The following is a 23,810-nucleotide window of genomic DNA, read 5'->3' as shown; positions in this document are numbered from 1 at the left end:
CCTGCGTCGAAGAATCCGGACGCTTGCAGCTTTCCTGTCCGTCGTCATAGAGGTTTCACCTCGAAACCCATTGTCGAGCTTCGCTGAAATGCCAGGGAAACCGACCTTGCAGCAGCGACTTTGCGCTGATGTCGATGAAATCTCCGCTGATCGCAGCTATCCGGCTCTTGCCGCCATAGTGAAAGTCAATGATCAACTCCCCCTGACTTGGCAGCCGGCTCCGGCCTCGACTCCGAGGAGGCAACCCATTCCGTGGCGCCTGACTGGGGTTCTGAGTCGGGCAGCTGACTCACGAGGTGCTCGGCGAGTCCGCCGATGGTGGGGTAGTCGAAGACGGCGGTGGCGTTGATGGTGAATTTGCCGCCGAATTGGCTGTGTAGCCGGTTGCGGAGTTCGATGGCCATCAGCGAGTCGGTGCCCAGGTCGAGGAATCGGCTGGTTGCTGCGGGTGGGGAGGCCAGGCGCAGGAAGTTCTGGACCTCGCGTTGGAGGAACTCGGTGACGAATCCGGCGCGCTGCGGTATCGGGATGTCCATCAGTTGCTTGAGTAGTTCGCTGTCGCCGGTGACTTCGCCTGCGGCACTGGGCAGGACGAGGTCGAGGATCGGGGGACGCGAGGCGCCGAGCACCTTGGCCGCGCGCTGCCAGTTGGCTTTGATCACGGTGGCCTGTCCGGTCCCGTTGGCGATCACTTCGGCCAGCGCACTGAGCGCTGCCGAGGGTTCCAGCGCGATGAGGCCTTGGGCGCTGATGTTGGCGGTCGCGGCGTCTGAGGACGCCATGCCGCCTTGGGCCCAGGGTCCGAAGTTGATGCCGGTGGCGGGTAGCCCGTGTGCTCTGCGGTGGGCGACCAGACCGTCGAGCAGCGCGTTGGCGGTCGCGTAGTTGGCTTGGCCTGGTGAGCCGAACAGGCTCGACACCGAGGAGGATACGACGAAGAAGTCCAGCGCGTCGTCGCGTGTCAGCCGGTCGAGGTGGATCGCACCGAACGCTTTGGGTGCCAGGGTGGTGCGGAAGCGTTCCACGGTCTGTTGGGAGAGCAGGGCGTCGTCGAGGACGCCGGCCAGATGGACCACCCCGGCCAGCGGCGGCAGTTCGGTGCGGATCCGGTCCAGCAGCGCCACGACTTCGGCTTCCTCGCCGACGTCGGCGGTGACGACGTGGATGCGGCATCGGTAGCGCTCGACGATGTCGTCGATGACCTGTTGTGTGTCCGCGTCGGGGGCGCGTCGGCTGGTCAGCACGAGGTCCCCGGCGCCGAGCTGGGCCAGATAGGCCGCGGTGTGCAGGCCGATCGCTCCGAGCCCGCCGGTGAGCAGGTAGCTGCGATCGGGTTTGGGCTGCAGCGGGTTGGGGATCTGCACCACGATCTTGCCGATGTGGCGGGCCTGCTGCATCCGCCGGAACGCCGCCCTGGCCTCGGTCAGCGGGTAGACCTCGGCGGGCAGCGGCGTCCATTGGCCGTCGGCCAGGCCCTCGGAGACCTCGGTGAGCAGGTCGCGGATGCGGTCGGGATCGGTGAACATCACCGTGTCCAGCGCGACGATCTCGTAGGCGATGTCCGGGCGTGCCTGGGTCATCTGCTCGGCAGTCCAGATGTCACGCTTGGCGATCTCGGCGAAACGGCCGTGTCGGGCGGTGGCCCGCAGGGTGGCCTCGATGAACCCCTCACTGGTCAGGCTGTTGAGCACCACATCCACCCCGGCACCGTCGGTGTCGGCCAGAATCTGGTCGGCGAAATCGGTGGTGCGCGAATCGTAGACGTGCTTGACGCCGAGCCGGCGCAGCGTCGCACGCTTGAAAGTGCTGGCGGTGGCGAACACCTCGGCCCCGCAGCGCTGGGCCATCTGCACCGCGGCCAGCCCCACCCCGCCGGAGGCGGCGTGGATGAGGACCTTGTCACCAGGCTGGAGCTGGGCCCAGTCGAACGCCAACCGCACGGTCAACGCCGCAGCCGGAATGGTCGCGGCCTCAACCGCGCTGACCCCGTCAGGGATCGGTGCCAGGAACTGGGCGGGCACGTTGAACCGGCTGGCGAACGCCCCCTGCATCGACCCGTAGACCCGCTGACCGACCTCCACACCGGTGGCGCCCTCACCCACGTGGGTGACGACACCGGCGAAGTCGCCGCCGATCGGCCCGGGATCACCCGGATAGAGACCCAGCACGTTGAGCACGTCGCGGAAGTTCAACCCCGCAGCCTCCACCCGCACCTGCACATAGCCGTCCTCCGGGGACGGTACGTCGGTCTCGGTCAGCCGCAGGTTGTCAATCGCACCGCGTTCGGTGGGCGCCAGGACGTAGTCCCCGCCACGCGGCACGCTCAGGTGACCGCTACGCGCCCACGGCAGCAACCGCGACGCCAACAACTTCCCCTGCCGCACCGCCAATTCGGGCTCCTCGACCGGAGTCGCCAACAGGCCGGCGAGCACCTGCACAGCCTCGGGGGTCCCGTCGCAGTCGACGAGCTTGGCGCGCAGCGCCGGTTCCTCGTTGATCGTGGTCCGCCCCAAACCCCACAGCGCCGCCTGCACCGGATCCACCGGCTCCCCGGACTCGGTCGCCACCGCCCGCTCAGTGACGATCCACAACCCGCCCGGCAACGTGACGCCGCCACCCTGCACGGTATGCACCGCGCTGAGCAGATGAGCGATCTCGGTCTCCAGACGCACCGAGGCATCGACACTCGATTCATCGACGCGAGGCGTGGAGCTGCGCCAGACCACTCCCGAGAACGGCAGACCGCGCTCGTACGCCGCCGACAGCACCTCGCCCAGCAGCTCAGGATCGGATGCGAGGTCCCACGCGGTGCAGCCCGGCAGTTCGACGGCCAGTTCGTCGAACCCGGCGACCAGCCAGGTCCCTCCGCCGGTTGTGGTCTCGTCCTGGCCCGACGGTGGGACCTCGTGCCAGCCGAGGGTGTACAGCAGCCGGGTGGCATCACCGCCCAGTCCGCGCAACAGCGCCTCACGGGGCGCGCGCTTGACGGTGAACTCGCTTATCCCGCCCAGCCGCTGCCCGTCTCGGTCCAGAAAGTCCAGATCGAACACCTGGGTCTCGCTGTCGAGGGCGCTCTCATGCCACTTCGCGCGGCAGTAGAACCGGCGGGGCATCTTCTCCCGCAACCACACCTGCCCGTATCGCAGCGGCAGGAACAGATCGTTGACACCCTGCTCGGCGGCCAGAAGCGCCGGAAACGCCGGGAACGCCACACCGGTGCACAGGTCCATCAGCACCGGGTGCATCGGCTCGGTGCCCAGCTGCTCGGCGAGCTCCGGACCCACGAGGACGTCGCCGATCGCTTCACCCTCACCCAGCCACAACGACTTCAACGATCCCGACCAGGTCGGCCCCCACGCCAACTCCAGATCGGCGAAAGTCTCGAACAACTCCTGCGGGCGCATCCGGTTCAGCCGCCGCAGCGCGTCGTCGATCGGTTCTGGCTCCAGCGCCGATTCGGTCGGTGAATCGTTGAGGCCGCTCACGACGTTACCTTCGGCGTTGAGGGACCATTCCGCGTCTGCGACGCCGTAGGGCCTACTGTGCACCTGGAACTTCCACTGGGCGCTCTCCGCCGGATGCAGTGTCAGCTGTACCTCACGAGAGCTCTTCTCGGGCAGCATGATCGGCTCGTAGAAGAAGAGGTCCTTCACAAGTGCCGGGGCACCGACCGCCGCCATTGCCATCGCGGCATACGTTGCGCCGGGAACCACGACGGTGCCGTAGATGACGTGATCGGACAGCCACGGCTGCGATTTGACCGACAGCCGGCTGCTGTAGACGCAGTCGCCGGACGCGAGCTCCTTGGCGCTGCCCAAGATGCCCGAACCCACCGGGCCGTCCAAGGCGACTCCCGAGGTCTTCGGCCAGAAGCGGCGGCGCTGGAACGGATAGGTCGGCAGCTCCACCCGCCGACCCGGCTGCTGGTGCAGCGCGGCGAAATCGGGCCGATGGCCGCTGACATAGGCCGCCGCCAGCGCGTCGGCGATCTGCCGCCGGTCGCCGACACTCTTGCGCAGCGAGGCGATCGCCCGTGGCGGGGGCAGATGCTCCGGCCAGACCTGCGCCGCAGCACCCGTGAGCACCGGCTGCGGGCCGATCTCCATCACCACCGAACAGCCCAGGGCCGCGATCGTGCGCACACCCTCGGCGAACTGCACCGGCTGACGGGAATGCCGTCGCCAGTACTGCGCATCCAGTGGCGACTGCGCGGTCAGCACGGCCCCGGTCCGGTTGCAGACCAGCGGCATCGTCGGGACCGCGAACTCCAATTGCGCAGCGTAGGACTCGAACTCGTCGAGCACCGGATCGAGCAGCTCCGAGTGGAACGCGTGGCTGGTCTGCAGCCAGGTGCAGCGAATCCCTTCGCCGCCGAATCGTTCGACGATCTGCTCCAGATCCTCGCCCGGACCCGACAGCACGGTATTTGCGCCGTTGTAGGCGGCGACTGACACCCGGCTGAACTCGCCGGCAATCCCTTCGACGTGGCCGGCGTTCGTGAAGACGGAGACCATGCGCCCACCCTCGGGAAGGCTGCCGAACAACCGTCCTCGCTCAGCCATCAGCCGGGCACCGTCTTCGACGCTGAACACCCCGGCCACACATGCCGCTGCATACTGGCCCACGCTGTGGCCGATCACCACGTCGGGCTCAATACCCCACGACTGCCACAACCGGGCCAGGCCCATCTCGACGGCGAACAACGCCGGCTGCGCAAAGGAGGTGTGCCGCAACAATTTACCGCTCTCACGATCGGTAGCGAACATCACCTCCAGCAACCCACGCGGCAGAATCCCGTCGACCGCCTCCACGCATCGTGTGACGGTTTCTGCGAAAACCGGCTCCGTCTCGAACAACTCGCGCGCCATCCCCGGATACTGGCTGCCCTGCCCCGTGAACAGCCACGCTGTCTTCGGCGGATCCGCACACTCGCCGCGCACCGCCCCCGGGCGCATGCGGTTCTGAGCGAGGTCCGCCAAGACTTCGCGGGCGTGGCGCACCGAGTCGACGACCATCGCCGCCCGGTGTTCGAAATGTGAGCGGCCCGTCCCGGCGGTTCGGCACACATCGGCGAGGTCGACATCTGGGTGGGTGGTCAACCATGTCTCATACCGACGTGCCAACTGCACCAGCGCTTCCGGTGACCGGGCGGACAGTGCCAACACCTCCGCAGGCGGCTCCTGCACATCCGGCCTGGGGCCCTCGTCGGCAGTCGACTCGGGGCCGGGTTCGGGCAGGCCGATCGCCGGTTGTTGCGGCGCCTCCTCGACCAGCACGTGTGCGTTCGTACCGGTGAACCCGAAAGAGCTCACCCCGGCACGCCTGGGCCTGCCATTGGCGTGCCACGGAATTGCGCGGTCCACGACACGCACCGGCAGTGCTTCCCAGGGGATATGGGGCGATGGGGTGTCGAAGTGCAGGCTCTGCGGCAGTGTTTCGTGCTGCAGCGACAACACGACCTTGATCAAGCCGGCGACGCCTGACGCAGACTCGAGGTGGCCGATGTTGGTCTTCACCGATCCCATCAACAACGGCCGGTTCGCGTCACGAGCGGCACCGTAAACGGCGCCCGCCGCTTGCGCCTCGATCGGGTCACCCAGCGGGGTGCCCGTTCCGTGCGCCTCAAGATAGTCGATGTCTGCGCCGGCCCAACCGGCGCGCGCCAGTGCCGTCCCGATCAGTCGTTGCTGTGCACCCCCGTTGGGCACCGTCAGACCACTGGACGCGCCATCCTGGTTGACCGCGCTGCCGGGAATGACCGCACAGATCCGGTCGCCGTCGCGTTCCGCGTCGCTGAGTCGTTTGAGCACCAGCATGCCGCAGCCCTCACCGCGCACATAACCGTCGGCCGAGGCATCGAACGTCTTGCACCGCCCAGCGGGCGACAACATGCGGGCGCGTGAGGCCGCGATCACGGTCACCGGACTCAGCAGGACGTTCACCCCGCCGGCCAACGCCAAATCACAGTCGCCCGAGCGCAACGCCTGGCAGGCCTGATGCACGGCGACCAATGACGAACTGCACGCGGTATCGACCGCCACGGCCGGACCTTCCAGTCCGAGCGCGAAAGCGACCCGGCCCGAGATGGCGTTGATTGCGTTGCCGGTGATGAAGTAGGGCTCGATCTTGTCGACCGATTCGGTGGCAAGCAGATGCGCATACTCGTTGGCTGCCACCCCCACGAACACCCCGGTGCGGCTCCCACGCAGAGCGGCCGGCGCGTAACCCGCCCTCTCGAGCCCCTCCCACACCGTTTCGAGCACCAACCGCTGCTGCGGATCGATCCAGACCGCCTCGCGCGGCGAGATTCCGAAGAACTCCGGATCGAATCCGTCGATTCCGTCGAGGAATCCGCCGAACCGGGTGTAGGTCTTACCCGGCGCGTCAGGGTCGGGATCGTAGAAGTCGTCGATGTCGAAGCGGTCCTCGGGGATCTCCCCGATGGCGTCGACACCGCCGGACAGCACCTCCCAGAACGCCTCCGGGTCGGGTGCACCGGGGAAGCGACACGACACCGCGACGATCGCGATCGGTTCGTCGGTGTGCGTCGCCCGCTCGGACGCCGGTTGAGTTGTCGACCTGCTCTGCTCATTGAGCCCGAGGACGTCGCCGAGGAGGTACTCGGTCACATCCGAGATCCGGGGATGATCCATCACCAGGGTGACGGGGATGTCCGCGCCCAATCCGGCCTCGATGCGGCGTCGCAGTTCGACGGCCATCAGGGAATCCATGCCGAGATCGAAAAACCCTGCGTCCTCCCGGATCTCCGCGGCGTCGACGCGGGTGACCTCCGCGACGGCTTCGCGTACATAGTCCGTGAGCAGCCGCTTGCGCTGTTGGACCGGCGCGGTGGCGAGGCGATCGACGAGCGCCGTCCGCCCGGCCGCCACCGCCTCGGTCGGCACCTCCCGCTCCAGTTCGGCCAGGAACGACCGCCTCCCCGCCTGCTGATAGAGCGGCAGGAAACGTGACCAGTCGATGTCAGCCACGACCCCCTGGGCGGAACCGGTCGCGATGACGTCGGCGAGCCCGGCCAGTGCGCCTTCCGGCGACAGGGTCCGGACGCCGCGCTGGTCCAGTAGCGCGCGAGATTCCGCATCGGCCAGGCCCGCCGACCAGGGACCGAAATTCACACTGACACCGGCGACGCCCTGCTCACGCAGGCGCCACGCCAGCCCATCGAGGAAGGCGTTCGCCGCGCCGTAGGCGGTCTGACCGAATCCGCCCCATATCGAGGCGATCGAGGAGGTGCTCACGAAGAAGTCGAGCTTCAGATCAGCGGCCGCTTTGCTCAAATGCCAGGCACCCCAAACCTTTCCGGCGAAGACTCGATCGACTTCCGCATCGGTCAGGCCGCTCAGGGGCGTGGTACCGAGCTCACCGGCAGCATGGACGATGCCGGCCAGCGGCGGCAGCTCAGCCTGTACGGTGACCAGCAGGCGTGCGACGTCGTGCAGATCGGCGACATCGGCTGCGATGACGCGGAATTCGCAGCCGTACTGTTCGCTCAGCGAGTCGATGCGCCGGCGCGCGGCATCGCTGGGCGCGCGTCGACCGGTCAACACCACATGCTTGGCGCCACGGGCGGCCAGATATCCGGCGATCTCCAGCCCGATGGATCCGAGGCCGCCGGTCACCAGATACGTTGCTTCTTGGCGAGGTTCGAGTGACCTAGTGCTCGACTGGCCATCGCAGCGCACCAGCCGGGGAACATAGAGCGCTTGATCGCGCAGCGCGATCTGGTCTTCCCTGGGCGCCGAGCCGCCCGGCGTCGCGATCCGCTGGATCAACCGAGACCATTCATCGACATCGCCGACAGCCAGGTCCGCCAGCCCACCCCACAGCCGAGGATGCTCCAGGGCCGCCGCACGCCCGAATCCCCACAGGCAACTCTGATCCGGCGACACGGTGTCCGAGTCGGCGACTCGCTGCGCGCCACGGGTCACCAGCCAGATGGGCGAGCGAAGCTCGGCGGCCACCGCAGCGCGGAAGAGACGCCGTGTTCCGGCCAGCACCCGGTGTTGCATCCGCAACAGCGATTCCGTCGACGCCGCTCGATCTGCGGCTACGGCTGCGACGTGCAGGATGCGCAGCGTCGGTGCGTCGGCTTCGGCGGCGCGCAACGTGGCTTCGAGCCGCTGCCCCTCTGCATCGGACATCGGCAGTCCGAGGATCTGGTGACGGTGCCCTCCCGCAGCCAGCGCGTCGACCAACGGCTGAACTACCTCGGGGTTGTCACCGATGAGAACCCAGGCGGCTTTCTCACCGGCACCCGAGGCCGCCGGGAATCCACCCGCGACTCTCTCCCAGCAGATCTCGTAGCGGGAGTCGCTGGTGGACTGGACTTTCCGTCGTCGGTCAGGCCGGGGTCTTCCGGGCCGGACTTCCTGCTCGCGGAGCCAATACTGGCGACGCTGGAACGGGTAGGTGGGCAGGTCGAGCTTGCGCGCCGGCGCCCGCTGGATAGCCTCGAAGTCAGGCAGGTGGCCCAGAACATACGCGTCAGCAACAGCTTCGGCGATCTGACGGCGATCGGCGGTGTTCTGACGCAATGACGCGATCGCCCGCGGCGCGGTGGCCGGGTCGGGCCATGCCCGCAGCGCTGCGGCGGTGAGCACCGGCTGCGGGCCCACTTCGAGCAATACTTTGCAATTGAGGTCGGCGAGGGTGCGCACGCTCTTGGCGAAATCAACTGGCTGCCGCGCGTGGCGCTGCCAGTAGGCACCGTCGATTTTCGTATGCCTGGCGAGTGCGGCACCGGTGCGGTTACAGATCAAGGTTCGTTGTGGGGCAGTGAAAGTGAACCGGTCGGCATACGACTCGAACTCGTCGAGGACCGGATCCAGCAGCGCGGAGTGGAACGCGTGGCTGGTGTCCAGCCATTCACACCGCACGCCATCGGCGGTCAACCGGGCAGCAGCCTGCTCCAATTCCTGCGCAGGCCCGGACAGGACGGTATTGGCACCGTTGTAGGCGGCCACCGACAGACTCGGGAATTCGTCGGTGAGGCTCTCGACCCGCTCGGCGGCGGTGAACACCGCCACCATCCGACCGCCTGCGGGCAAACTTCCGAACAGGCGCCCACGCTCGGCCACCAGCAGCGCTCCGTCTTCGAGACTGAACATGCGCGCAACGCAGGCCGCCGAGTATTGGCCGACGCTGTGGCCCAGCACCACGTCGGGTTCGAAGCCCCACGATTGCCAGAGCCGGGCCAGGCCCACCTCCACGGCGAACAAGGCGGGCTGAGCATAGGTGGTCAGCCGCAGCGTGTCGTCGTCGTGCGAACCGAAAATTACGTCCAGCAATGGCTTTTCGAGCACGTCGGCAACTGCTGCCGCGCACCGGTCCATGATGTCGGCGAACACCGGTTCGGTGTCGTACAACTCGCGGGCCATACCGGGGTACTGGCTGCCCTGGCCGGGGAACAGCCACGCCGTCTTCGGCCTGCGATCGGCGGAGCCGCGCACCAAGCCAGGCGCCGGGCGGTCGTCGGCAAGCGCGCCGAGCAGCTCACCGGCAGTGCCGGTCGAGCTGACCACCAATGCGGCCCGGTGTTCGAAATGGGCTCGCCCCACCCCGGCGGTGAAGCACACATCGGCCAAGGAGGTCTCCGGGTGCGCGCTCAACCAAATGCGGTACTGGTCGGCGAGTTTCACCAGGGCGGCGGGTGTACGCGCAGAGAGCGGAAGCACGTCGAATCGCTCCACCGGCTCGGGGTCAGGCCGGGGCGCCTCAGCGGGCTGGACTATCGGAGCTTCTTCCAGCAGGACGTGGGCGTTGGTCCCGGCAAAACCGAACGAGCTGACACCCGCAATCCGCGGCTTCCCGTTGCGCTGCCACGGGATGTTCTCTTTCACCACCTCGACGGGAAGCCGGTCCCAGGGAATGTGGGGCGAAGGATTCTCGAAGTGCAGATGCTTGGGCAGCGTCTCGTGCTCGAGCGACAGGATGACCTTGATGACCCCTGCGATCCCCGCCGCCGCTTCGAGGTGGCCGATGTTCGTCTTCACCGAACCGATCAACAGCGGCTGGTCGGGTTCGCGCCCGGCGCCCAGGACCGCGCCGGCGGCTTGGGCCTCGATCGGGTCGCCCAGCGAGGTCCCGGTGCCGTGGGCCTCCAGATAGCCGACGTCGCTGGGTTCGAGGTCGGCGCGCTTCAAGGCGTCGGCGATGACCCGTTGCTGGGCAAGGCCGTTCGGTACTGTCAAGCCGCCTGATGCGCCGTCCTGGTTGATCGCGCTGCCGCGGATCACGGCCCGGATCCGGTCGCCGTCGCGCAGGGCATCCTCGAGTCGTTTGATGACGATGACGCCGCAACCCTCGCCCCGGACGTAGCCGTCGGCGGCCGCATCGAACGTCTTGCATCGGCCGTCCGGCGACAGCATCTGCGCGTTGGAGAACGTGATCATGGTCGCCGGGGTCAGGATGACATTCGCGCCGCCGGCCAGCGCGAGGTCACATTCCCCCAGTCGCAGCGCCTGACATGCCTGATGGATCGCCACCAGTGAGGAGCTGCACGCCGTGTCGACAGCGACCGCGGGACCCTGCAGTCCCAACCGGTAGCTGATCCGGCCGGCCGCCGCGGCATTGGACGTTCCGATCCCCAGATAGGCCTCGACTTCGGGATACGTCAGCTCGCCAAATGCCATGCCCAGATAGTCGTGGGTGGAAATCCCCACGAATACACCGGTGTTCGAGTCGGCGAGTGAGGTGGGCGCGGTACCCGAGTGCTCGATGGCCCGCCACGCCGTCTCCAGCAGTAGCCGGTGCTGCGGGTCCATCAACCGGACCTCACGCGCCGACATCCCGAAAAACGGCGCGTCGAAACCCCTGATGTCATCGACGAAGCCCGCTCGCCGGGTCACGACCTTCCCCGGCGCACCCGGTTCGGGGTCGAAAAACTCATCGACGTCCCAGCGATCCTTCGGGACTTCGGACACGGCGTCGCGGCCCTCCCACAGCACCTGCCAGAATTCGTCCGCGTCCGAGGCCCCGGGAAAACGCCCCGCATAGCCGACGATCGCGAAACCCGATGCCGACCCCATCAGATCCGGGACGTATGCCGCGTGCTCCTCGTCATCGGGTTGGGCACGCGAGGGCCCGTCGGTGCGCTGGCTTTCCGGGATTTGTTGTGCCACATAGTCGGCGACCGCGGCGGGGGTCGGGTAGTCGAAGATCAGCGTGGAGGGCAGCGTCAGCCCGGTCGCGGTTTTGAGGCGGTTGCGCAGTTCGACGGCGGTCAGCGAGTCGAAGCCCAGAGCGTGGAATTCGGCTTCGGGATCGAGGTCGTCGGGAGAAGGCAAGCCCAGCACCTCCGCGGCCTGCACACACACCAGCCCCACCAATAGATCGTGTTGCTCGCTGGGCGCCAACCCACTGAGTCGTTGCGCCAGTGCTGATTTCGATTGAGCGGCATCACCGGCGCGCTCGATCTGGCGTCGTCGGGGGCGACGCGCGAGCCCGCTGAACAACGCGGGCAATCCGCCACTCTGGGCCAGGGCATCCAGTGCGCCCCGGTCCAGGCGGGTCGCCACCATCACGGGGTGATCGATCGCCAGCGCAGCGTCGAGTAGCTCGAGCGCTTGCACGGGGTTCATCGGGGCCAGCCCGCTACGGCTCATCCGGGCGCGATCGCGGCTGCTCAGATGAGCCGCCATGCCGCCGGGCTGTTCCCACAACCCCCACGCCAGGGATATACCGGCCAGACCTTCGGCCTGCCGGTGAGCGGCCAACCCGTCGAGAAACGCATTCGCCGCCGCATAGTTGCCTTGCCCGGGTGAGCCCACGGTGGCTGCGATCGAGGAACACAGCGCAAACATCGACACATCCAGCTCGCGGGTCGCCTCGTGGAGGTTCCACGCCGCATCTACCTTGGCCCGCAACACCGTATCGACACGCTCCGGTGTCAACGACATGATGGCGCCGTCATCGAGCACCCCGGCGGCATGGATCACGCCGCGCACCGGCGGGAAATCTCGCGCCAGCCGGGCAAACAACTCGTGCACCTCATCGCGGTCGGCCACGTCACAGGCCACCACAGCGACGTCAGCACCGGCCTCGGCCAGTTCGGCGGCAAGCTCGGTAGCCCCCTCGGCACGATCGCCGCGGCGACTGGCCAGCACCAGATGACGAACCCCGTAGGCCTTGACCATGTGACGGGCCAGTTCCCCACCGACCGCACCGGTGGCTCCGGTGATCAACACCGTGCCCCCGGCAAGCTCTTCAGCCAGCGCCGAGGGCATGGTCAACACCACCTTGCCGATGTGGCGGGCCTGACTCATGAACCGGAAGGCCGCCGGCGCACAGCGCACATCCCACGTGGTGACGGGCAGCCGGTGCAGCACGTGGGAGTCGAAGAGCTCCCGCACCTCGGCCAAGATCTCCTGCATGCGCACCGGGCCGGCTTCCGACAGGTCGAACGCACGATAGGCGACGCCGGGATACCTTGCAGCGATCTCCTCCGCATCGCGGATATCGGTCTTGCCCATCTCGAGGAAGCGGCCGCCTCCAACCAGCAGGCGCAGCGAAGCATCGACGAATTCACCGGCCAGCGAGTCGAGCACCACATCGACGCCACGCCCCTCGGTAACTGCCAGGAACTTCTCTTCGAAGTCCAGCGTGCGCGAATCACCGATGTGGTCGTCATCAAACCCCATGGCGCGCAGCGTGTCCCACTTACCACGGCTGGCGGTGACGAAGACCTCCACCCCCCAGTGGCGCGCCAACTGCACTGCCGCCATGCCCACGCCACCGGTGCCGGCATGGACGAGCAGCGATTCGCCGGCGCGAATCGAGGCCAAGTCGGCCAACCCGAACAACGCCGTCAGGAACACCACCGGCACTGCGGCCGCTTCGGCCAGAGACCAGCCCTGCGGGATCCGGGTGATCAGGTCCTGATGTACGACGGCCAACGGACCCGCACCGCCCAGAAATCCCATCACCGAGTCACCGACGGCCACACCGGTCACCTCTGGACCGGTCTCGACGACCACCCCGGCACCTTCGGCACCCAACGTAGGCGCTTGGCCGGGATACATCCCCAAGGCGGCCACCACGTCGCGGAAGTTGACGCCCACGGCTGACACCGCCACCCGCACCTGCCCCGGCTGCAGCGGTGCTTGCACCTCCGGGCAGGCCTGGATCACCAGATCCTCCAACGTCCCGCCGCCGCCTGCTGCCAAGCGCCACGCCGGCTCCCCCGCCGGGAGCGCGAGCAGCGGCGGGGCCGGGGACAATCGGGCGGCATGCACCGTGCCGCCGCGCACCACCAGCTGCGGTTCACCGACTCCGGCAAGCAACGCCACGTCGACTGCTGTATCGGTGTCGATCAGCACGATCCGGCCATCGGTTTCGCCCTGCGCCGAACGCACCATTCCCCACACGGCCGCGGCGGCCAGATCGCTGACATCCTCACCGGGCAACGCAACGCCGCCACGGGTCAACACCACGAGCGTGCCCGCCCGATCCTTACCCAGCCAGGACTGCAACACCTCCAGCGCAGCGTGGGTAGCCGCACGAACCGAGCCCACCGCGTCCTCACCGGCAAACCCGCACTCCCACACCACGACACCCGCATCGCCCGCACCATCCGCGTCGACGCTGAAGTCCTCCCAGGAGACCACCGCAGGCAATGAATGTTCGTCAGTCTCATTGTGCTTGACCGATATCGGCGACCACACCACCTCTGACGGACCTTGCTCCGGTGCACCGCCGGCCGCCGCAACCGCGGCGCCCAGCTGCTCGGCGCTCATCGCTCGGGTGACCAGCGCGCCGACAGTCAGCACCGGCAATCCCGCGCCATCGGTCACGTCGATCGAGAACGCATCCGTCCCTGCCGGGGCGAGGCGGGCCCGTACCCGAGCAGCGCCCGCGGCGTGCAGCGACACACCCCGCCAGCAGAACGGCAGTCTCGTCTCGCCGGTCTCGACAGCCAAACCCAGCGCATGCAGCACAGCGTCCAACACGGCCGGATGCATCCCCATCCCGTCGACCGCGACACCGGACTCGGGAGGAGCGACCACCTCGGCGAAGACCTCCGACTCACGCCGCCAGACCGCCACCAACCCCTGGAACGCCGGGCCGTAGGCATAGCCACGCTCCGCCAACTGCGCGTAGGCGTCCGAGATATCCACAGGTTCCGCACCCGCCGGCGGCCACACCGACAAATCCGACGCCCTGGACACCTCCGCTGCGTGCACACCGAGCTTGCCCTCGGCGTTCAACAACCAACCCTCGGCGTGGTCATCGCGGGAATACACAGATACAGTCCGGTACCCGGAGTCCTCGGCGTGCCCCACGACCACCTGCACCTGCACCGCCGCACCGGGGTGCATCACCAGCGGTGCCGCCAGCACCAACTCCTCGATGACCGCGCAGCCCACTTCATCGCCGGCGCGGATCGCCAACTCCACGAAGCCCGTCCCGGGAAAGAGCACCGCCCCGCCGATCTCATGGTCGGCCAACCAACGCTGATCCGTCAGCGACAACCGGCCGGTCAACACCACCCCGTCGATATCGGGCCGCTGAACCACCGCCCCCAACAAGGCATGTTTGGTCACCCCCAGCCCCAAACCGGCCGCGTCGGCGGACCCCTCGGCGCCAGGCGCCTCCCAAAACCGCCGTCGCTGAAATGCGTACGTGGGCAACTCGACCCGCCGCCCACCCGATCCGGCGAACGCCGCCGGCCAATCCACCGGCACGCCGGTGGTGAACAACTGACCGGAGGCGGTCAGCACCGAGGCCACCTCCGGGCGATTCTTGCGCAGGGTCGGCACCACCACCGCTTCAGCCGGAGCCAACGACTGCTCGATGGAGCTCGTCAAACCACTACCGGGACCGACCTCGATGAAATGGGTCGCGCCTGCCGCCTGCAGGTGACGCACACTGTCGGCGAAACGCACCGGCCGGCGCACATGCTCGACCCAGTACTGAGCGGAACCGAAACCACTTCCAGCACCGACCAATTCGCCGGTCACGTTGGACACCAACCCGATCCGCGGCTCACGGGCCCGCACCCCGGCCGCGACCCGCGCGAACTCCTCGAGCATCGGCTCCATGAGCGGCGAATGGAACGCATGCGACACTGCCAGCCGGTGTACCCGCCTACCCTGCTCTGCGAACCGGTCCGCAATCGCACCCGCCGAGGCCTGCGCACCTGAGATCACCACGGACTTGGGCGCATTGATCGCAGCGATCCCCACACCCTCACTCAGCAGGGGCATCACTTCGTCTTCAGCGGCGGCCACCGCCACCATCGCCCCACCCGAAGGCAGCGCCTGCATCAACCGGCCGCGCGCGACCACCAGCATCGCCGCGTCCGCCAACGTCAACACCCCGGCGGCGTACGCCGCCGTGAACTCCCCCACCGAGTGGCCCATCACGAAGTCCGGCTGGACGCCCCAGCGCCGCAACACCGCGAACAGCGCCGCCTCAATTGCGAACAGAGCCGGCTGGGCAAACTCAGTGGTATCAAGAAGACCGGTATCTGCACCCCAAAGGACCTCGCGCAGAGGCAATCTCAGATGCCGATCCAACTCATCGACCACCGCGTCGAAAGCCTCGGCGAATACCGGCAACTGGCCGTGCAGCTCGCGGCCCATCCCGATGTGCTGTGAGCCCTGCCCGGGGAACACCACCACCGTCTTCCCCACCGGCCCCGCGTGACCTACCGACACCCCCGCACCCGGCTCACCCTCGGCGAGCGTCGCCAAACCTTCCATCAACGTCTGCCGGTCGCCGCCGACCACCACCGCACGGTGCTCGAACACCGACCGGCCCGCCAGCGAGAACCCCACATCGACCGCGGCCAACCCCGGAGCAGCCTCCAGGTGTGCTGACAGTCGGCTCGCTTGAGCCGTCAGCGCCTCAGCCGATCTCGCCGAAATCACCCACGGCAGCATCGACAACCCCTGCCCGCGCGCGATGCTCTCGATCGGGGCCGGCTCGGGAGCTTGTTCGATGATCACGTGCGCGTTGGTGCCGCTGATCCCGAACGAAGACACCCCGGCCCGGCGCGGATGACCATCTACCGGCCAGTCCCTCGCCTCGGTCAACAGCGACACCGCGCCGCTGTCCCAATCCACGCGCGGAGAAGGCACATCCACATGCAATGTCGCCGGCATCACGCCATGCCGCATCGCCTGCACCATCTTGATCACCCCGGCCACGCCCGCCGCAGCCTGTGTATGACCCATGTTCGACTTGATCGAGCCCAGCCACAGCGGCCGCCCCGCCGGACGGTCCTGCCCATAGGTCGCCAACAACGCCTGCGCCTCAATGGGATCACCGAGGGTGGTGGCCGTCCCGTGAGCCTCCACCACGTCCACATCAGCTGCACTCAACCCCGCGCTGTCCAACGCTGCCAGGATGACGCGCTGCTGGGCGTGCCCGTTGGGCGCGGTCAAACCGTTGGAGGCGCCGTCCTGATTGATCGCGCTACCGCGCACGAGGGCCAACACCGTATGCCCCAACCGCTGCGCATCGGACAGCCGTTCAAGCACCACCACCCCGGCGCCCTCGCCCCAGCCGGTTCCGTCGGCGGCCCCGGCGAACGCCTTGCAACGTCCGTCGGGAGCGAGCCCGCGCTGCCGGCTGAATCCGATGAAGATCGACGGCAACCCCAGCACCGTCACCCCACCGGCCAATGCCAGATCGCACTCACCGGTCCGCAACGACGCCATCGCCGAATGGATCGCCACCAGCGACGAGGAGCACGCCGTATCCAGTGATACCGCTGGGCCTTCCAAACCCAACACGTAGGAAACCCGCCCCGAGGCCACGCTCACCGTCGTACCGGTCAACCCGTATCCCTGGAGGGCGCCGGAATCTCTGCCGCCATAGCTCGGCGCGAAGATCCCGGTGAACACCCCGGTCTGCGACCCCCTCAACGACAACGGGTCAATTCCCGCGTGTTCCAACGCTTCCCACGACACCTCCAGCATCAACCGCTGCTGGGGATCCATCGCCAAGACCTCGCCTGGCGCGATCCCGAAGAACCCGGCGTCAAAACCGGTTGCGTCCTCCAGGAACGCGCCCTTGCGGGTATAGGTCTTGCCGTCGGCGTCGGGATCCGGGTCATAGATGCCCTCCACGTCCCAACCGCGATCAGCCGGAAAGTCCGTCACCAGATCTTGGCCCGCTGAAACGGCTTCCCACAACGCATCCGGAGAATCGATCCCGCCCGGGAAGCGACAGCCGATCCCCACCACAGCCACCGGCTCCGTCGCGCGTTGCTCGTAGTCGCGCAGACGTGCGCGTGCCTCGTCGAGCTCGACCACAGCCTTTTTTAGATAGCGGAACAGTTTTTCGCGTTCCTCGTCGGCGCCCTCAACGCTGCTCGTCATATTCTGCTGCTCCCCCCTCATGACTCGCCGAACTCAGAATCGATCAGCCGGAAAATCTCTTCCGGCGTCGAGGCCGCCTGAATCCGCTCGCCGAGCCGATCCTCGCCATCGGTGATGCTGTACAGCAGTGCACGCAAACGATCGGCGACCCACTGCCTGTCGTCGGGCCCGATGGCCGCCACCATCTCCTCGACCTTTTTCAGCTCCTCTTCGACCGCCGCAACACCGTCGGTGCCCGAAGTCGCCGCAGCGGACAGCGCCACCCGACTGTCGGATCCCGACAGTGCGGTCTCCACGTGCCGGGCCAGTGCTGAAATCGAGCCACAGTCCCACCCGATCGTCTCGGGCAGCCGCAGGCCCGTCAGCGCGGCCAGTCGATTGCTGAGTTCGACCGTCATCTGCGAGTCAAAACCCAGTTCCGAGAACGCCAGATCGCGATTGATCGAGCGAGGATCAGGCTCAACCAAGATCTTGGCGGCCTCTTTACATACCTCGTCGGCCACCAGCCGGTGCCGTTCCTGCTGCAACAACGACAACCGCTCTTTGAGCGTCACGTCGCCGTCGCCAGCCGAGAGCACGCCCTCCGCCCTATGCAACGGAAGTTCCCAAATCGGTTTCGTCGGAGGCTGCAAGCGAAGATCGCCCCGCAACAATTTCCCGTTCGCCGTTCGAGGGAGCCGCTCGAGAACAGCGAACCTGTGCGGCACCTTGAACGCAGACAGTCGGCTGATCAACTGCCGGTGGATGTCCTGCAACACCACGTCGTCGATCACGGCATCGCCCGCCGGGACCAGGAACGCCTGCAGCGTGGAGGCACCCGTGGATTCCCTCACGCCGACGACGGCAGCCTCGGACACGGCGTCGTGCGCGATGATGACCCGCTCGATCTCCCGCGGATTGACGTTGACGCCGCCGACGATCTCGATGTCATCAGCGCGGCAACGGTAGGTGACCCACCCCCCGTCGTCGATGCAGACCCGATCCCGGGTTTCGAGCCAACCATCACTGCCGGCGGGCGGTTCAGCGCGATTCCAATAGCCCTGCGCGATGGACGATCCGCGGACCCACAGGTCCCCCTCCATCCCGGGGGCAGCAGTGGCGCCGTTCTCAGCCACCGCCCGAATCTCGTAGGGCGGCAGGACCTTTCCCAGGGTTCCCGGGCGCCATTCGTCGACGCTGTTGGATACGAAAGTCTGCCCGACCTCGGTAGAGCCAATTCCGTCGAGAATTGGTATGCCGCCGAAGAATTCGATGATGCGCTCGGCCAGGCCGATCTCCATCGCCTCTCCCGCCGATACCACACAGCGAAGCGAACGGAACGAATCGGGAGCGCATGTGTCGACGACTCTGGCCAGGAAATTCGGCACAGCGTAGAGCACTGATGGCTGGAATCGCGCGCTCAGCGTCGCGGCCATCTCCGGACTCACAGGCACCGAATTGACGATCGCCGAACTACCCGTCGCCAGTGGAAACCAGACCGAATTACCCAGGCCGTACGCAAAATACATGCGAGCGCTGCTCAATCCGACGTCTGCGGCGCTGAGCCGCAGTGCATTACGGCACATGGCCTCGACAAAAACCAATGGGTCGGCGTGGCGATGGATCGCGGCCTTCGGCGGACCCGTCGTGCCGGACGTGTACGTCGCATAGGCAGGAGCGCCACCATCGAGGGGTTCGTACCCACCCGGACCGACGTGCGCCGCATCGGCCATGAGCTCTGCTGCTTCTACCACGCCCGAGGGGTGGAAGCGATCGCGCAGAGAACCGGAGGTGACGACGAGCGCCGGCTCCGTATCGCGCTCCTGAAAGGCGTGATCATCGCGATGAAGATCGGGATTCGCCAAGAAGGCCGTGATCCCGCGCGCCAGGCACGCCAGCAGCAACTGCACGAGATCCGGCGAATCCGGCAGACACAGCAGCACACGATCGCCCCTGGAAAGTCCGCGGCTCCTCAACACTTCGCCGAGGCGCGCACCACCGTCATGGATCTGGCCGTGCGTCACCACGTCCGGCGCACAGTAGGCGGGCTTGTCGTACCACCCATCCTCCGATGCCCGCCGGGCGAGCAGTTCCGCCAGATTCCCATTCAGCATGTCTAGATGTCCATTCACCGTGACGGCCCCCGACCCGTCGTGACCGCCCGATCCCGAATTCACAGGCGCGAGTGAGAGATGCGACACGGTCAGCGCTATGAAATTCTCAATTCCTGCGGTTCGGACCGCTGATTACAGTCCCGTCTACATTCCGTTATTTCGAGATTCCGCTTGCTTACTGGCGGTAACAAATTTGTTCTTCGAAGTGTCGTCGAATACAGTTTTCAAGACATATTCAGTGATAATCATGACTGGTTGCCCTCCAGCGATAACGCGATACCGGCGGGCAACAGTCTCCGTGGGCGAAATCTCGTATTCGTCATGTGCCAGCCAACGCGGCACCTTTCCCGTCCAGACTTTCGCCTCCTCCTTGAAGGTCTCGATGTGACTTGACGCCATCACTTCGCCGATCGGCCGATCGGTCTCTGTCAGACTTGTCATGATGGCGCGCGGCAAGAGATCGATGGCGATCAACGACTCCGCGGCCACGAATGCGTTTCCAGAAGTTCGGCCCCTCAGCAAAATATCGCGCTGAAGAACACGCCCCATCGCGCTACCCTCCAATTCGGGCAATTCCGGCGCGACGTCGTGAATTTGCTGCTTGACGATATCCACGACGATCTCCTCGTTGGCCAAGGCCGTGAGCATCCGCGTCATGGTGCCGTTGGTTGCGATGAGTATCCGAAGGTCGCGGTTGAGTCGTCGGATATCGGTAACCGACAGTTCGGCTACGCGGTCGACATCTGCTGTCATATCTCGGTGTTCGAGCGCTGAAGTCGCGGTGTGGGTAGTGCGCTTCGAACAGAACGTCCGAGTCTGACGCACAGCGCCACAGATCTGCCCTCTAGGCGAGACGCGGTGTTCACAAGCCCCCCGCCGGTCGCCTCCTCCGCAAATTGCGGATTCTGCCATTGGCTAATGGCGATGTTGTTACGATGCAGCCAAGATAAAGCCGCACCGGCTCTTCTCGCTGGATTTACCGCCCTCATGTCGTCACCTCGACCCCCCTGAAATGACACAGCGTACCGTCTTCATGATCGCGCTTCGGCTTTAACGAAGAAACGTACCTGCGCTTCGTCCTCGTCGTGAGTTGCGCAACCTGATTGTCATTCTCGAATAACCTCAGCGTCATTCGCGATGTCGCCTTCGCCCTCGACCCCACCAGCGACTACCAGCCCACAGCTCGCCAAGCCGGGCCTAATCGGAAAAGCCGCGGACCCCAACCGGTTCGCGGCCATTCCGATGTCGTGCGAATCGCATGTTTGCAGAGGGCAACATTCGACCCTGCGACCGTTGAGTGGTGGAACGAAAAGTGGGCATTCGCAGATCCCCACTGTTTCCCGTTTGAGCAGCTCAGTGCGGGGCCCGCGATCTGAGCGATTCCGCCGGAAAGCCCGCTTTCGGCGTTTGGGAGTGTTCTGTTCGCAAATATTGGGTTCGCGGCCGGCCAGCACCCCGTCCATCAATAACAATGACTCGTCGCTGTCCAACTCGTCGCCGGCTGCCCCGGGAAAACTCGCTGACGGTGTCGATACGCGGCGGCTGCACCAACGGGTCTCAGATACCAAAGCGCGCTGCTAAAAGGGCCGTTCCGCCGCGCCTGGACGCGCCTGTCCGCTGCGAACAGGGTGCCCCCATGGAGTATTCGACTCCGACGATTCGCGAGCTCGCTTCGGCCGAGGCGCCCGTACGTCTACTGTCGTCTGGGTGTTCGCAGACGTGCCGCAGCAAGCTGTTTGACGACCGGAAGATCCCTAGGGCACTGCAGTCTGGCCTGGTCACCCAAGGCGGGGGACGGCGAAGCCGGTCGTCGGGCTGGTGGACATTCAGAGCAAACGACCTCGCGAGACCACAGCGACTTCCGCAGTTTGACGGAATGCTGATCGAGCATGGCTGCGGTCGGTGTTTTCAACCGGTTCGGATCTGGCCCGTACCGATTAAGTACGACGAATCCGTCTTGGTCTCGATGATGAGGAGGGGTGTTCGGTACTTCTCTCCGAATTTGCGTCCGACATGTTCGCGCGTTCGCGTCCCATCCACCCGGGAACCGACCACCGATGACGCCGTTGTGCACGTGAAGTTAGACAGCCAATGCCAGAGTCGGTTATCAATGCCTGCAGATCTACGACGGGAGATGTTTTGTGACCACTACGTCCGGAGGCTCGTCCCCTTCCCTTTCGCGCTATTCCGGACGACGGGTGCTCATCACCGGTGGCGGGTCAGGGATCGGCCAAGCGTGCGTGCTGCGCATCCTTGCTGAAGGAGGCCATGTCGTCGCCGCTGACATCAGTAGTGAGGGGCTCGCCGACACGGCGACGAAAGCGAGCGCTGATGGCGATCGACTGACGACCGTCGCCATGGACATCGGCGACGAGGAGTCCGTCGCCGCAGGTGTGGCCGAGTCACTCAATGCCTTGGGAGGGTTGGACACACTGGTCAACGCCGCCGGAATTCTGCGCTCGGCGCACCTTGCCCAGACCACCCTCGCCGACTTCGAAAACGTCCTACGCATCAATCTCATCGGGACATTCCTTGTCACCAGGGAGTGCATTGCGGCGCTGCACGAAGGCCATCACGCCGCCGTGGTGAACTTCAGCTCCACCTCGGCGCACTTTGCCCATCCCTACATGGCCGCTTACGCAGCCTCCAAGGGCGGCGTGCTGTCGATGACCCACTCCTGGGCGATGGAGTTCGCCAAGGCCGGCATTCGATTCAATTCCGTTCAGCCAGGCTCAATCTCGTCCGGCATGACCGATGGCACCGGATCCTCCCGCCAAAGCGTCGGGCCGGGGCTGCCCGAGGACTCGGACTACGCCCTGTTCGGCAAGGTGGCCCCGATGCTTCCCCTGGACGGAGGCGCAATCTTCGCCCCACCGGATGCGGTGGCCGGTGTGGTGGCGATGTTGGGCAGCGACGATGCCTACTTCATCACGGGCACCGAGGTCCGCATCGACGGCGGCTCGCACATGTGACACGCCGTCGTGGGGATGTCGGTCACACGAGCTGGGAGGCATGAATGAAAGTCGTTATGTCGTTGTCGGTACCGCTGGCCGTTGCCGTGGCCACGACGTCCCTGGCATCGCCTCCCATGCCGCCCCGTTCTTCGTTCGCAGCGGGTTGCGACGGGGCGCCGGGCGGCACGTTCGCCTACCCGTTCTCACTCGTGCGACTCTGACTGCGACGGCAGCGCAGCGCCTCTAGCCAGTGCGAGGAGACTAAACGGATGGATCCCCACTTCGAGACCCTGACATGGGCAGTCGATGACGGCGTGCTGACCCTCACCTTGAACCGGCCCGATCAACTCAACGCCTTCAACCTCACCATGGCCGCCGAGCTCGAACAGGCTTTCCGCCAGGTGCGCCGCGACAACGCCGTACGCGCCGTGGTCGTCACGGGATCAGGTAGGGCATTCTGCGCCGGGATGGACCTTGCGGCGGAGGGCAACGTGTTCGGGTTGGACGAATCAGCCGCTCCGACAGCACAGTTGCTTCGAGAGCGGCTCACGGAAGCACCGTTTCAGGACGGTGTCCGCGACACCGGCGGTAAAGTCACCCTCGCGATCCACGACTGCGACAAACCCGTCATCGCCGCGATCAACGGCGCGGCCGTAGGCATAGGTGCGACGATGACACTGGCGATGGACCTTCGCCTGGTATCCACGAAGGCGCGCATTGGCTTCGTCTTCGGCAAGCTCGGCATCGTGCCCGAAGCAGCGTCCTCCTACTTCCTACCCAGGATCGTCGGAATGCCCACCGCCCTGGAACTGATGTACTCCGCGGACATCCTCTCGGCCGAAGAAGCCCTGTCTCATCGCCTGGTGCGGTCCATTCACGAGCCTGACGACTTGCTGCCGAGCGCGTATGCGTTGGCGCACAAATTCATCGACGGGAGATCGTCCGCCGCACTCGCGATGACCCGCCGACTGCTCTACGCCGGCGCCGGCTCCACCCATCCACTCGAAGCCCACCGCCGCGACAGCCTCGCCATGTGGCACGCCTCAATCGGTGACGGGAAAGAAGGCGTACGAGCCTTTCTGGAAAAGCGGCCACCACAGTTCACCCAATCCGTCGACGACATCCCCGACGATCTCGGCTGAAGCTGCGCCACCTCGCGGCCGGACGACATTACAAGCCCGACGCCCAACCGAGAGGTTGCGCCCCTCTGGGCACGTTTGGCATCCCAAAGTGTTCCCAAATGGCATGAAAATCTGGTGGCGGGGACAGTGTGGTGTTTCAGGACATCGGCGACAGATGTCTCGCGTCATTGGAGATAGATGTCTCGGGGCATTGGAGACAGCCCGGCTCGGCGTGATGCTCGGGGATGCCGCAACCCACGTCAAAGGCCCGTCTGGTCCTGACCGCGTTGTTCGTCGACC

At 66.2% G+C, this 23,810-nt stretch carries 5 protein-coding genes and 1 pseudogene; 2 read left to right on the top strand and 4 right to left on the bottom strand.

Annotated elements, in window-relative coordinates:
• Positions 1-185: 185 nt before the first annotated feature.
• The 4 genes and pseudogenes from AWC12_RS30470 to AWC12_RS00100 all read right to left on the bottom strand — a co-directional run bounded on the left by AWC12_RS30470 (position 186) and on the right by AWC12_RS00100 (position 20,188).
• A complete protein-coding gene (locus AWC12_RS30470; RefSeq protein WP_110808534.1) occupies positions 186-11,045 on the bottom strand; it encodes a type I polyketide synthase in 10,860 nt (3,619 codons plus the stop codon).
• Positions 11,046-11,119: 74 nt separating this feature from the next.
• Positions 11,120-17,342: pseudogene (locus tag AWC12_RS30465) on the bottom strand (type I polyketide synthase); the annotation flags it as partial.
• A 17-nt stretch (positions 17,343-17,359) separates the two neighbouring features.
• Positions 17,360-19,435, bottom strand: coding sequence for a p-hydroxybenzoic acid--AMP ligase FadD22 (locus AWC12_RS00105; protein WP_085171521.1), 2,076 nt, complete (start codon positions 19,433-19,435; stop codon positions 17,360-17,362).
• A 144-nt stretch (positions 19,436-19,579) separates the two neighbouring features.
• Entirely contained in the window at positions 19,580-20,188 is a 609-nt protein-coding gene (locus tag AWC12_RS00100) for a chorismate--pyruvate lyase family protein (RefSeq protein WP_085171519.1), read from the bottom strand.
• Positions 20,189-21,633: 1,445 nt separating this feature from the next.
• On the opposite strand from AWC12_RS00100, the gene AWC12_RS00095 reads away from it, so the two are divergent.
• Both AWC12_RS00095 and AWC12_RS00090 read left to right on the top strand, forming a co-directional pair.
• Positions 21,634-22,407 (top strand): SDR family NAD(P)-dependent oxidoreductase, encoded by a 774-nt coding sequence (locus AWC12_RS00095; RefSeq protein WP_085171518.1) that lies wholly within the window; start codon positions 21,634-21,636, stop codon positions 22,405-22,407.
• A 251-nt stretch (positions 22,408-22,658) separates the two neighbouring features.
• Positions 22,659-23,531, top strand: coding sequence for a crotonase/enoyl-CoA hydratase family protein (locus AWC12_RS00090; RefSeq protein ID WP_085171516.1), 873 nt, complete (start codon positions 22,659-22,661; stop codon positions 23,529-23,531).
• The last annotated feature ends 279 nt before the right edge of the window (positions 23,532-23,810 follow it).

Origin of the sequence: Mycolicibacterium iranicum, assembly GCF_002101705.1 — a bacterium.
Lineage (GTDB): Bacteria > Actinomycetota > Actinomycetes > Mycobacteriales > Mycobacteriaceae > Mycobacterium > Mycobacterium iranicum.
This window is presented reverse-complemented; position numbering and strand designations above follow the sequence as displayed.

Bases quoted from the DNA above. Each gene is read 5' to 3' on its own strand.
- AWC12_RS30470 (WP_110808534.1), bottom strand. From the start codon at position 11,045: ATGGGGTCGGCATCGGGTTTCGCGATCGTCGGCTATGCGGGGCGTTTT.
- AWC12_RS00105 (WP_085171521.1), bottom strand. From the start codon at position 19,435: ATGCTGAATGGGAATCTGGCGGAACTGCTCGCCCGGCGGGCATCGGAG.
- AWC12_RS00100 (WP_085171519.1), bottom strand. From the start codon at position 20,188: ATGACAGCAGATGTCGACCGCGTAGCCGAACTGTCGGTTACCGATATC.
- AWC12_RS00090 (WP_085171516.1), top strand. From the start codon at position 22,659: ATGGATCCCCACTTCGAGACCCTGACATGGGCAGTCGATGACGGCGTG.